The sequence below is a fragment of the Methyloprofundus sp. genome, assembly GCF_965251085.1.
Classification (GTDB): Bacteria; Pseudomonadota; Gammaproteobacteria; order Methylococcales; family Methylomonadaceae; genus Methyloprofundus.
In genome coordinates this window covers 399,257-412,617 of sequence record NZ_OZ252594.1, presented here as the reverse complement: position 1 = coordinate 412,617, position 13,361 = coordinate 399,257, and the positions used below count along the sequence as shown (strand labels likewise).

The 13,361-nt window shown below is 43.7% G+C and carries 9 protein-coding genes and 1 pseudogene; 1 reads left to right on the top strand and 9 read right to left on the bottom strand.

The window, feature by feature from the left end; genetic code table 11:
* Window positions 1–309: 309 nt before the first annotated feature.
* The 5 genes and pseudogenes from ACQY3F_RS02030 to ACQY3F_RS02010 all read right to left on the bottom strand — a co-directional run bounded on the left by ACQY3F_RS02030 (window position 310) and on the right by ACQY3F_RS02010 (window position 6,017).
* Window positions 310–864 carry a DUF882 domain-containing protein gene (locus ACQY3F_RS02030; RefSeq protein WP_428353248.1) on the bottom strand — a complete coding sequence of 185 codons (555 nt, stop codon included), beginning with the start codon at window positions 862–864 and terminating at the stop codon, window positions 310–312.
* Window positions 865–1,038: 174 nt separating this feature from the next.
* Window positions 1,039–1,464, bottom strand: coding sequence for a hypothetical protein (locus tag ACQY3F_RS02025; RefSeq protein ID WP_428353247.1), 426 nt, complete (start codon window positions 1,462–1,464; stop codon window positions 1,039–1,041).
* Window positions 1,465–1,595: 131 nt separating this feature from the next.
* A complete protein-coding gene (locus ACQY3F_RS02020; RefSeq protein ID WP_428353246.1) occupies window positions 1,596–1,901 on the bottom strand; it encodes a DUF3240 family protein in 306 nt (101 codons plus the stop codon).
* Between the two features lie 2 nt (window positions 1,902–1,903).
* Window positions 1,904–4,959: pseudogene (locus tag ACQY3F_RS02015) on the bottom strand (efflux RND transporter permease subunit).
* Window positions 4,959–6,017, bottom strand: a complete 1,059-nt coding sequence (locus tag ACQY3F_RS02010; RefSeq protein WP_428353245.1) for an efflux RND transporter periplasmic adaptor subunit — start codon at window positions 6,015–6,017, stop codon at window positions 4,959–4,961. Before ACQY3F_RS02010 ends, ACQY3F_RS02015 begins: the two are co-directional and overlap by 1 nt.
* Window positions 6,018–6,125: 108 nt before the next feature.
* Here ACQY3F_RS02010 and ACQY3F_RS02005 point away from each other — a divergent pair, with 108 nt between their 5' ends.
* The gene (locus ACQY3F_RS02005) at window positions 6,126–7,487 is read left to right on the top strand and encodes an IS1380 family transposase (protein ID WP_428352976.1); all 1,362 of its coding nucleotides are present in this window, start codon (window positions 6,126–6,128) and stop codon (window positions 7,485–7,487) included.
* 252 nt (window positions 7,488–7,739) lie between these two features.
* Here the strand turns inward: ACQY3F_RS02005 and ACQY3F_RS02000 are convergent, their stop codons facing one another.
* The 4 genes from ACQY3F_RS02000 to hemB form a co-directional block, all read right to left on the bottom strand.
* Complete coding sequence (locus tag ACQY3F_RS02000) at window positions 7,740–9,191, bottom strand: TolC family protein (protein ID WP_428353244.1); 1,452 nt, start codon at window positions 9,189–9,191, stop codon at window positions 7,740–7,742.
* 1,020 nt (window positions 9,192–10,211) lie between these two features.
* Complete coding sequence (locus ACQY3F_RS01995) at window positions 10,212–11,387, bottom strand: cupin domain-containing protein (RefSeq protein WP_428353243.1); 1,176 nt, start codon at window positions 11,385–11,387, stop codon at window positions 10,212–10,214.
* Between the two features lie 97 nt (window positions 11,388–11,484).
* Window positions 11,485–12,318: a shikimate dehydrogenase gene (gene aroE, locus ACQY3F_RS01990; RefSeq protein ID WP_428353242.1), complete on the bottom strand. Its 834-nt coding sequence runs from the start codon at window positions 12,316–12,318 to the stop codon at window positions 11,485–11,487.
* Complete coding sequence (gene hemB / locus ACQY3F_RS01985) at window positions 12,315–13,325, bottom strand: porphobilinogen synthase (protein ID WP_428353241.1); 1,011 nt, start codon at window positions 13,323–13,325, stop codon at window positions 12,315–12,317. Before hemB ends, aroE begins: the two co-directional genes overlap by 4 nt.
* Window positions 13,326–13,361: the final 36 nt, after the last annotated feature.

Sequence of the window (13,361 nt, the reverse complement as noted above, 5' to 3'; positions counted from 1 at the left end):
TTTTTAGGTGCGCAGAGAAACCCATCAATCCCACGTAAAATGATGGGTTTCGCAAAAAAACGCTCTACCCATCCTACGAAAAAACCTTAACACAAAAATGTTAAAATAATTATGCTTCCATACTTACGTAGCTGGCTATGCGCCTGTTTCTACGTCCCCGTATCAAGCACGGGGCAGGCTTTGAATACGAATAAAAATCCTGCGCCAGATGCTCAACTTATTCCGTGCGCATTCCTAAGGCAAAAAAGTTTAGCTTTTTTCAGGAATAGCAGCGGTTAGAACTGCTGCGGACATTGAATCAACGAAAAACTACCAAGTTCTGACGCGCCCGGTATCAATATGCACAAAATTAGAACGCGGATAATAACCTACACCGCCACGACCTAGATTTATTGCGGCCGCTTGAATATCCTTGGTATCAACGCCTTCTATACAGATATCTATTGCCTTGCCCTGCATATGCAGACTTTTAGTGGCAACACCTGAACTGTTTTTATGTAGTGCCGCATTAGTTTTTGGTGAGCGATAACCCGAAATGACCTGCAACGGCTGCTCAGTGCCCAATACGCCTTTTAAGTCATATAGCAAATCTATCAAGCCAGGGTCCATAGCCAGCACTTCACCCGTTCTATGATCACGTAATAAATAACTAATATCGCGCAAGGCATCCGTAAGATATTGGCCTTGTTCAAAATAGCTAAGTGCTATTTTTTCTTCAGTATGCAGATTATGCAATTTTAAATCTCTGACCACTGCACTGGGCTTTATTCCTGCATAACTCGCCGGCATTGCAACTGCGGCAGTTGCACCTAGTGTATAGCGTAAAAAATTACGCCTGTTTATGGTTTTAGAACAATTCTTCATACAAATTATTTATTTTCCTAAGTTTTTTCGACTATATTATAAAACAAAGCTTTATGCTTACAAAATATAATTGCAGTATAACAGGTTTGTTGATTATTACCATTAGCTATTTTTTATAACACATTGATTTTGTAAGCTATCAACTATAAATACCTAGCGTTTTATACGCTAACTTCAATAGTGCCTATAAAAAGTTTTATGCCCCGAAAACTGCTTCGAAATATCTTTTACCAACTCCAAGTGCTGTCGCCTACGATCTGCAACTCGTTTACTCAGTATTTCAGGGGTTGATGATTTATGCGTAACCCGTAGATCATTATGCCAGGAACGCCTATAATATTCGCGCACAATGACCTGCCGACCTAATAACAATTTTCTATTTAAGCGTTGAATCACCTTATTGGCAACAAGTCCTGGCTCTATCGTCACTAAACCATGAAATTCTGTCTCCTTGGCTAGGCTATCAAACTGTTCGATCACTTTAACTTCTTCAATAACACCATTTTTTCTAAACCATGACATTTTTAATGCAGGTTCAACAAACGCAATCAAATGACTATGTTTGGTATGTGCTGGAATATTTCTAAAAAATACGAGCATAAAGATCCTTCTCTTAACGCATTAGCAGGAGTCCGCACCACTCATTAACCAACTTTTTTCAAGTCTAGCTTAGTAAATCAGCGGCAAAACCAATATAGTTATAAGGGATTTCAGAAGATAGCATTATACTCTTAAATATAACCACTTTCCAATACCGGTAAAACCCAGTAATGAATGCCAGAGCCTGAGAAACACTGCTTTAATTGTCCCACCAACACATTCACTTGCTGTTCAGGTAAATACATTTGGAAACGTACCTGTTTCTGTCGTCCCGCCACTTGCTCAGCAAGTGACAAGCCTGTGTGATCACTAGAATGCGCATTAACCATTAAGCTACTAAAACCGTCAGCGGCCTCTATAGATAACAGACAATCCACTACCGCTTCTTCTAATAGTGGCGGCACATTAATAGTCACTAGAAACTCTTGTCCGCTCATATCTACTCCTGCTTCGCTTCACCGAATATTTCATATAATACGGGCAACAGAATCAGTGTTAAAAAAGTTGATGAAACCAATCCACCGATCACTACGATTGCCAGAGGCCGCTGTATTTCCGAACCTGGCCCCGTGGCAAACAGCATAGGCATTAAACCAAACGCAGTTAAACTTGCCGTCATCAACACTGGGCGTAACCGGCGCTCAGTACCGACAATAATTACCTCGGTCATACTCATCCCACTGGCCCTTAACTGATTAAAATAACTCAGCAATACCACGCTATTCGGAACTGCAATACCTAATAAAGCGATAAAGCCTATGGATGCAGGAACCGATAAATATTCCCCCGATAACCACAAGGCAAAAACCCCACCTATCATTGCCAGCGGGATATTTGAGAAAACCAGCACCGCCTGTCTAACCGAACTAAACGTAGTAAATAATAATAAAAAAATCAACAATAAGGATACTGGCACTACGAGCAATAAGCGAGCAGCCGCTCTCTGCTGGTTTTCAAACTCGCCACCCCATTGCAGCCAATACCCTGCTGGCAACTCAAGCTGACTCTGTACTGCCTGTTTCGCTTGATCAACAAACCCTACTAAATCCCGCCCGATAACATTGCTACGTACGACCACAAAACGCTGACTAAACTCGCGCTGTATGGACACCATACCATCAACTTTCTCTAACCTTGCAACGCTAGATAATGGCACGGCCCCGCCAGCTGGCAAGGTAATTTGCAGGCTATCAAAATTAGAGCTATCACTGTCGCCTTTTATAACCAAAGGTGTACGACGCATGCCTTCCTGAACAATACCAACCGATAAGCCCTATATTTGCGCACGTAAAATTTGCTGAATTTCCTGTATATTTAGACCCAGGCGCCCAGCTGCCATTCGATCAATCGTTAATTGTAAATATTGCATGCCTTTATTCTGGCGGGTAAAAACATCACTGGCACCCGGAATAGTTTTCAAAATAGATTCAATCTGTTCCGCCTTGGTATTTAATAAATTTAAATCTGTACCGAATAATTTAACCGCAACATCGCCTCGCGTACCGGTGAGCATTTCGGAAACACGCATTTCTATAGGCTGGGTAAAGCCAAATGCGACCCCGGGTGTTCCAGCCATCGCCTCACGAATAACCCGTTCTAATTCTGCCTTGCTAGCCATTCGCCATTGCTCTTTAGGATGTAACTCTAAAAAGGTATCGGTATCATTTAAGCTCATGGGGTCTAAACCCAGCTCATCAGAACCAACCCGGGCGATAATATTTTTTACTTCAGGCACATTTTTCAAGATATTTTTTTGTACCTGCAAGTCCAGAGCTACCGAGTCTTCTAAAGTAATAGACGGTAATTTTTCTAACTGCAGAACAATATCACCTTCATCCATCGTCGGCATAAAGGTACTGCCTATTTGCTTAAAGATGCCTAGCGTAATAACTAACATACAGCCCGCTGTTATAAAAACAATTTTACGGTGCTGAATACTCCATTTCAGACAGGGCATATAGAGGCGACGCATGATTCGTGATAACCACGGCTCTGTAACAGTCTGTTGATTAAGTAAAAAGATGCAAAAACAGGAATGACACTTAAAGATAAAATCAGCGAACCCGCCAACGCAAAGACTATAGTTAATGCAACAGGGGCAAATAACTTACCTTCCAGACCTTGTAATGCTAGCAAAGGTAAGAAAACAATAATGATAATTAAACTACCCGAAACAACCGGTGCTGCGACTTCGCGCGTGGCTCGGTAAATGATATGCAAACGAGGCAATCGCTGTGCTTTTTCCTTGTCTGCAAACTGCGCCAGCACATTCTCCACCACCACGACTGAGGCATCTACCAGCATACCAATGGCAATAGTCAGCCCGCCTAAGCTCATTAAATTGGCCGACATACCCATGACATACATCATAATAAAGGTTACCAGGGCCGCGAGTGGTAAAACTAAAGCAACGACCAACGAAGCGCGTAAATCGCCTAAAAACAGTAGCAACAAAATGACGACTAAAGCGATAGACTGGATTAACGTCTGCGTGACTGATCCCAAAGCCGCCTTAACCAGGTTACCTCGGTTGTAAAACACCTCCAGACTCACGCCATCGGGCAAGCTAGTTTTTAAAGTCTCTAGCTTTTTTTCTATATCGGCAACGACCTGCCCTGCATTTGCCCCGCGTAAACTCAGTACTAAACCTTCGACGGCTTCACCTTCTCCATTTCGACTTACCGCGCCATAGCGAGTTAACGAACCCAATTTAATTCGCGCAACATCACTGACCATGATCGGGCTACCATGACTATTACCCACCACGATAGATGCTATATCTGCCAGCGTTTTAATACGTCCCTCAGCCTTGATCAACAAGGCCTCCTCACCTTCATTCAACCGCCCCGCACCATCATTGCTATTATTCTGCTGTAAAGCATCGATCAACTGCTGTGTACTGATGTTTCTGGCGGTCATCAAGGCATTATCAGGTATCACTGAAAAAGTTTTGACCAGACCTCCCAGAGCATTCACATCAGCTACACCCGGTACCGTGCGTAAAACCGGGCGGATCACCCAGTCGAGTAAGCTACGGCGCTCCGTCAGACTTAAATCTCCGCCTTCAATAGTAAACATAAACACTTCACCCAACGGGGTAGTCAGGGGTGCTATGCCACCTTCTACACCCTCTGGCAAATCAGCCCACACACCATTCAAACGCTCGGCTACTTGCTGCCTTGCCCAATAAATATCCGTCCCTTCAGCAAAATCTACGGTGATATCAGTCAAAGAATACTTGGCTATTGAGCGCAACATGGTTTGCTGTGGAATACCCAGTAATTCAACCTCAATTGGAGCGGTAATTCTTGCTTCTACTTCTTCAGGCGACATTCCTGCAGCCTTAATAATGACCTTAACCTGCTGGGGGGAAACGTCTGGAAACGCATCAATAGGTATTTGTTTAAAAGCAGAATAACCGCTACCAATCAGCAATAAAGTCATTAGCATCATTAACAAGCGTTGCGTCAAAGCAAAGCGAATTAAAGCAGCCATTACTCATCATCTCCCAGGCCCAGAAAGTTTGCTTTTAATGCCACAGCACCTCTAATCGCAATTTCGCTGTTTTCCTGCAAGTCTCCGGTAATAATTGTTTGCTTCCCTTCTCTACCGACTATATGTATGGGCTTAGCCGAAAAGCCTGTTTTGGTGCGCAAAAATAAATAGGTATCTCCAGCATATTTAGCTAAAGCCGAATTAGGGACTCTAAACATTTGCGTGGCACTGTTTTGAATGATCTTTACCGCAACAGCTTGCCCTGCCCTAATAGTATCCTTGGCGGTTTCAACTTCGGCTCTTGCCAATACTGTTTGATTGCTATGATCAACATGCTGGCCTAATAAGAATATCCGCGCAGTTACGTCCGTTCCCGGGATCAATACCCGGTCTCCCACCTGAACAAATTCCATACGCTGTTGCGGAATGCTGATATCCAGCCACAGTTTGTCAAAATTAGCTACGCGAAATAAAGGCGCTAAAGCCTCAGCCTTTTGGCCCATAGTCACCATACGCTGCAAGACCACCCCGGAAATAGGTGCGCGAATTTTTAACTCGCTACTTAGGCGCTGAGTTTTTTCTAATTCTTTGATATCTGCTGACGACACGCCGGAAATTAATAATAATTGCCGTGTTTCATTCAAATGGGAAACAAAAACATTGTAATTAATTTTGGTCTGCAGCCAGCGCCTATCCGCTATCACACCCTCATCATATAATTTCTTATCGCGCCTATAGTCTGCCAGCGCTAATTGCAAATCATTAATAGACTTCAAATGATGTCGTTGTAATGCCAATAGTTCAGGGCTATTAATAGTCGCTAGAACCTGCCCTTTTTTAACCTCATCACCTATGCTAGCCATCATTTGATTAACCAGACCTGCCTGAGTCGTGCTCACTATATATTCATTTTCTGGTGGAATACTCACCTTAGCCGGTGCGTCTAATAAAGGCGCGGATTTAATCACTTCCAGTGTGTCCAGCTTTACCCCCAGATTATAAATTTGTGCCAGGGATAACTCTATGTATGGGTCTGCACTTACGGGAAAACTATTCATTAACAATAATACCTAAATCCTGCAAGCATTATACATAATAATCCACAAAACTCCTTATTAAACAATGATATAATATCATTTTCCTGATTTCACTATCTCATTGTTTTAATGAAGCCCTCTAAAGTATCAAAATCCTCATCTCACGTAAGAAACCGTACCCGAACGGTAAAAATGACATCTACAGCACATGGATTGACAAGCCAGGCGGGACTGATTCCCGTCGTGAAATATTTAGACAGGATAGGTTTTGAAAAAACCGTAAAACAAAGCGTTCCACATCGGCGGGGTGAAAATGCAGACCATCACTTATCTGATGTGGTTCTATTGACGTTGGTTGGCATGATGGGGGGAGCAACATCAATGGCAAAGGTGACGACCGTATGGGCAGATAGCGTACTGCGCAAAGTAGCTGGCTGGATAAAGATTCCTGTTGAAACCACAATTTTACGGATCTTTAAAGAAGTAAGTGATAGGCAGATAAGCCAGTTTGAAACGCTCACGCATACTTTGCGTGGTCAACACTGGCGGCGATTGCTTCGTTCCGGAAAATCGAAAACTGGCATACAATCCGTCCAGTGGGTCGATGTCGATTCAACTGTGGACACCGTTTGTGGTCGACAAGAAGGAAGTGCCAAAGGCTTCAACCCCAAAAAGAAAGGTGCCCGTTCATACCATCCACAACTCGCTTTTCTAGCGGAAACAAAAGAAATTTTACAAGCCTGGTTCCGGACAGGCAATGCCTTTACAAGCAATGGTGTTGTAGAATTTACCAAACAGTTACTTGCACACTTGCCCAATCGGATGCGCATTATTTTTCGCGGTGACAGTGGTTATTTTGTCGGTGATTTGCTTGAATTTCTCGATACCAGAGGGCATGGGTATCTAATAAAGGTTAAACTTAAGAATTTGAACGCATTGCTGGCCAAACAGGCCTGGACAGCCATACAAGGCCGACCCGGTTGGGAGCAGAGCGAGTTTCAATATCGTTGTGGTGGCTGGTCTCGCTCTCGTCAGTTTGTCGCGGTCAGGATAAAGCAACCTAAACAAGTGACAGGACCTCAGTCCGAGCTTTGGGATACGGCAGAATATGACTATTTTTGTTATGTAACAACTGAACCTCTATCGCCTTGGCAAACACATAAGAAGTATGGTGAACGAGCGACGTGCGAAACATGGATTGAAGAAGCAAAATCACAAATGGGTTTAGGTAAAATCAGAACGAATCAATTTCTGGCTAATGCCGCATTATTTCATTGCGCCGTTCTTGCCTACAATACCGTGCGCTGGATGGCTCAATTGAGTGGCAACAAAACGTTGTGCCAATGGGAGCCGGATACACTTCGTACTTATCTGATTCGGGTGGCTGGAAAATTACTCACAGGCAATAATCAGCTGAGAGTCAGAACACCTGCAGGTCCGCTCTATCCACAGGAATGGGATGATTGGGTTAAGGTGGGGTTACTCGCTTAACATTAACCGAAGTTAAGTCACTTTGATTAAAAGGTCATGGCACGTTGGCAGGGTGTTTATTGCCTTGGGCTCGGGGGATATCCATACGATACAAAAAATTTCCTCTATTTATGATTTAAATCTGGATATTTTGATCGGTTGGACAAAGAGGGCTGGCAAAGCGGCAGTAAAAACCTAATAACCACTTAGCTAGACAGGTTAATGAGAGTCAAAATATGGGCTTGCAGGATTTAGGTAATATAACTAATATTCTCATGGCATTACTCCTACCGCCTGGTTATAAAAGGCTATATTACGTTGCAGCCGTAAAGAACTTTCCTCGGCATATTGAATGGATTGTTGCGATCGGGCCTGAATTTTTAGTAAATCCATTAAATTAATTTCACCTGCGTCAAAGCTTAAGTGTGCCATTTTCAGATGTTCCAGTGCGTTATCTTGCATTTGTCTGGCAACTTCTAATTGTCCCCGCTCGATATCCAGCTCATGTTCAGTTTCGTGTAACTGTTCTAGTAAATTTCTATACACATGGGCTTTTGCTACTTCAGCCCGTACATAAGCTTTATTCGTCATAGCAACCAGAGGAGCGGTAAATGCGTTACCGCCAAAGGGAATGGAAACATTAAAGGTAATACTATTGACTGTGCTTTCTGAACGCGAGGCCCTTTCGGTATCGCCTCCTATCGCCACCGTTGTTTGCCCGGACCCCCGAGCTTTTACCCATTCAACCTGAGACTTTAACCGCGCAATTTGTGCATCCAGAGCTGCAAGCTGAGGGTGGGTACTATCAATCTGCTTTTTGGTGCTTTGAACTTCCTGAAAATCTGCGGGAATTTTATTAGCCTGGGTGAGAAAATAGAAATGCTTGCGACTATGCATCAGTCCTGCTTCCACAGTTATCAATGCAGTCTTTTTTTGCAATAGTTCACTTTGCGCCAACAGATAATCCGCTCTAGGCAAATCACCTAATTCTACACGTCGATGCACCGTTTTTAAGAGTCGCTCAGTTAATAGATACGCTTTTCGCGCGATATCGTGGCGTAGCTCTTGCAGCTTTAATTGCCATATAGCTTCTCGCACCAACCCCGCTACTTTTAACTTTATGGCTAGCACTTTATGCGCAATGTTTTGCTCTGCATGCTCGGCTAATTGCAGGCCTGCATCGCGTTGGCCCCAGTTCCACACTGGAACCGCAACCGCACCATCAACCTCATACGCCCCTGTACCAGACCCGGCAAAATCATCTCTATAATAAACATACGCATTCAACGCACCAGCAACCCAACGACTACCGCGTTCATGTAATGCATCACTTTCCTGCTGCAGCGCAGCGATTAACGCATAATCCGGATAAACTTCAAGCGTTTGGTTGACTAGCTCGGTTAGAGTCAATTGCGGGTCAACTTCAACAATATCTATATGTTCAACTATATGTGACGGCTCTGCCATTACTGGCGGAGATAACAATGCAAGCATCACTAGCAAAACAACGCGGGTCATAACATCCCCAAGCCTAAGGAGCGAGGATTTAATAATATCCGCAAGTATGACGCAGGATTTTGGCATCACCGGCGTGCTAGGAAAACCGGCACATAGCAGGCTACGCAACTGTTTTTCTAGTGCAACTGTGGGATCAAAAGACAAGTCAGACTCGGGTATTATTGAATTCTCGCTCCTATGCAGGGAAATAAAGTAGATAACAGGCATTTATATCTCTAATAATGTAAACAAACTGATGCTTTTGCAGACTAACAAAAACCTTATGAATAATAATTGATAATGACAGGATACAGATATCAACAACAATTACTAGGAAAACTCAGTAGAACCATTCCTTCTGTTGCAAATTTTGCGAAGTTAAGGCGCCTAGAAATAAATAAGCGTCCAATATTTGGACAGAATTTTTGTGTGTCATTAGTGCTGTAGCAGTAGGTGCATAGCTGACTACGTAACTATTGCTACCGTGCTAATGACGGACAAAAAGACCAGCAAAGTTGGATGATGTGTGTTTCCAGGTGCCTAATTGCAATTATCCTAGAAAAATCAGTTGCTCACGGTTTCTAGCACAAGCTCTTGATTCCACCGCACTTCCAAAAAATGTCCGCTTAACCCAAGGGTGAAGCTAAAATTTTTCCTGATTACGTACAACTCTCAGCCATAAGAGAATAAAACATTAAAAACAGTATATTAAAAAACTCGTCATTCCCGAAGTCTTTTATCGGGAATCTATGCTTAACCTACGAGATCCCTGCTAAAAGCATGCAGGAATGACGGCTACGTACTTAAGACGGGACACCGTAGGCTGGGTTAGATTTTTTTAACGAAGTAAAAAAACGTAACCCAGCAAAGCCCCGTATACGTAAAGTGCTGGGTTACGTTATCTGCGCTTCGCTAGATAAGCTAACCCAGCCTACATTGCTTTGTCCCGTTTTAAAATGGTAGCTGGAATGACGGAGTCTAGCTGAGAGTTGTGGGTAATCAAGAAATTTTTTGAAAGTATTATATGAAAGAGGGGGGAGTACTTAGAACCTGTTACCACAATATATTGTGTTTCTTTAAAAACAGATAACTATGCTGCGTCACATGTAAATGTTGGTCTTCAAGCATTCCAGTCAAATACGAAAATACTATATATTGTATCAAGAGGAGCTAAGTACTCACCCCCCCCCCTTTATATGAATTCAATATCTTGCACTATAAATTCGCGCTCAACTGATTTTTCTAGGATTATTGTTGCCAAAACCAGCCGCCAAATGCAATCAGCTGACACAATATTTTAGCTGAAACGGTACTTTGCCGAATAACTTGCCAGTCAGCGAGTGTTATCATCTGCTGTTCGCTCATGCTCGGCAAATTTGCCACACCATCAAGACCTACCGGGTAACTTTCACCCGCCATAAAAAGCTGGCCACCTTTTTCATTGGCCGTCCAGGCAAAGCGATAATAGGCATTTCTGTGTAAGCTATAACCCTGATAAAAATTTGATTCAAGGTCACTGATTTCAGGTAACTCTGTGCGCGCATCAGCCGCTAGATCTGCTAAGCTTGGCTTGGTATCGCTGACAAATTTACCTAGCGCAGTTGCCAACACAGGTTCAGCTTGATCAATAGCCTGATGCAACAACTGCTTTAATCTGGCCACAGCTTGAGTATCAATTTCTGCACTATGTGGATTCAACACCAGATCTGGGTCTTGATATCGACCTTTACCCAGCCCTTGCTCCAATAAAGTATTGACCAAAGTATCCAGCATATCCACACTGGAAGGTGCACGAAAACCAAACGAATAGGTCATGCATTCATCAATAGCGACGCCATGATGGGCAAAATGCGGAGGCAGATACAACATATCACCCGGCTGTAAATCCCAGCTTTGATCAGGGGTAAATTCAGCCAGAATTTGTAATTCTAAACCGTCAATTAATTTTGCCCCATGAACCGGTAGATCGCCAAACTGCCAGCGCCGCGTCCCCATAGCCTGTAATAAAAACACGTCATAAGCATCTGTATGTGGTCCTACGCTACCGGATTCAGTTGCATAACTAATCATCAGATCATCGCGGCGCCATTCAGGAATAAAACTAAAGGGTTCGAGTAGGTATTGTAATTCTGGCAAATGCTTATCTACATCCTGCACCAATAGAGTCCAGTGAGATTCAGGTAAGCGGGCAAAATCGTTTTCCGAGAGCGGTCCCATAGTCACTTGCCAGGCACTATCGTCCAGCCCTGTTTCTTCAATTAGCCTAGACTCAATCTCTGGCTCACAAGCCAGGCCTGCTAGTTCTTCAGCAGAAACGGGTGACTCGAATTGTGGGAATGCCTGGCGAATCAACAAGGGCTTTTTCTGCCAATACTGCTGTAAAAACTGCTGCTGACTCAGGCCGGTATTAAAAAAATCTGTCACATGAATACTCTTTAATATTGTGCATACCAATTTAGCAGCGAAATAGCTTTAGCTATTTCTGTTGCCAAAAAAACTAAAGCTTTTTTACGCCTGCTGGTTAACTATTTCGCTCTGCTTCAAGCATTTGGATAACCGGGTCTGTCGCAGGTCGTACTCCCCGCCACAAGTAAAATGCATCTGCTGCCTGCTCGACTAACATGCCTAAGCCATCAAGACTGTTACGCGCTTGTTGTTCGCGCGCCCAACGTACAAAAGCAGTCGCTTCATTGGCATAGGCCAGATCATAACAGCTGCCACCTGCTGCCAATATTCCAGCAGCCAAAGGTGGTAAGTCATTACTCAAGCTGGCAGACGTGGCATTTAAAATCAGATCAAAGCTTTGTCCTGCCAAGTCTTCATAGCCACAGGCATTAATTTTAGCTTTATGACTAAACTCATCCGCCAGGGTTCGCGCTTTTGCAACCGTCCGATTTACAATAGTCAGGGTTAAGGGAGCTTCTTGCAGAATAGGCAGGATAATCCCCCGGCTTGCACCACCCGCGCCCAGAATAAGCACGCGTTTTTGCTTTAAGGCAATCTGATGATTATTTTGCAAGTCAGTGACTAAACCAACACCGTCGGTATTATCGCCTAAAACACGCCCATCCTCTTGCAAGGCCAGTGTATTTACGGCTTTTGCCAACTCGGCTCTTTCAGTTCTTAGGTCAGCATATTCCCAGGCCAGCTCCTTTAAAGGAACCGTACAATTTATACCTTGGCCACCTTGTGTAAAAAAGCCTTTTACCGTCTGCACAAATTGATCAGCAGGCACTAATTCCGCGGAGTACTGCATTGCTTGCCCCGTTTGCTCAGCAAACAATTTATGAATACGCGGTGACTTACTATGTTTTATTGGCGAGCCAAAGACTGAATATTGATCAAGCGAACTCATGATTGCTGTTCCTTAAGCCACATAGCTACCGCCTTGGCATAATACGTCAGAATCGCATCGCTGCCAGCGCGCTTAAATGACAATAAAGACTCTAAAACCACTTGCTGCTCATCTAGCCAGCCATTTTGACTAGCCGCCTTGAGCATGGCATATTCGCCACTCACCTGATAGGCAAAAACAGGCACGCCAAACTCATCTTTAACCCGGCGGATAATATCTAAATACGGCATCCCCGGCTTGACCATCACCATATCAGCGCCTTCCTGCAAATCCAGTTGCACTTCACGCAAGGCTTCATCTGAATTTGCCGGGTCCATTTGATAACTAAATTTATTACCCTCACCTAAATTTCCTGCTGAACCTACCGCATCTCGGAAAGGCCCATAAAAACTGGAAGCATATTTGGCTGAATAAGCGAGTATCTGGGTATTACTATGCCCCGCCGATTCTAAAGCCTCGCGAATGGCACCAATCCTGCCATCCATCATATCTGACGGCGCAACAACATCTGCGCCTGCTGCGGCATGAGATAGCGCCTGTTTAACCAGGACGTCAACAGTGGCATCATTGACCACATAGCCTTGTGCATTAATCAAACCATCCTGACCGTGCGATGTAAAGGGGTCTAAAGCTACATCAGTCATCACGCCTAATTCTGGGCAGGCTGCTTTTATCGCACGCACAGCACGTTGTGCTAATCCTTCAGGATTATAGGCTTCTGCCGCATCATCTGATTTAACACTGGCAGGTGTTACCGGAAATAATGCTAGCATTGGAATACCCAGTGCGTGGCACTGCTTTGCTTCAACCACCAACAGGTCAATTGAAAGTCGCTCTACACCAGGCATTGATGCGATTGTCTCTTTTTTATTTTGCCCTTCAATAACAAATAAAGGATAGATTAAATCATCACAGGAAAGTTGATTTTCCGCCATCAGCCGCCGGGAAAAATCATGATAGCGCATCCGGCGCATACGTGTTTTGGGGAAATTAATGCTATTATTCATACCCTATCTTATTAAAGTTTAGTGATTGCTTATCCA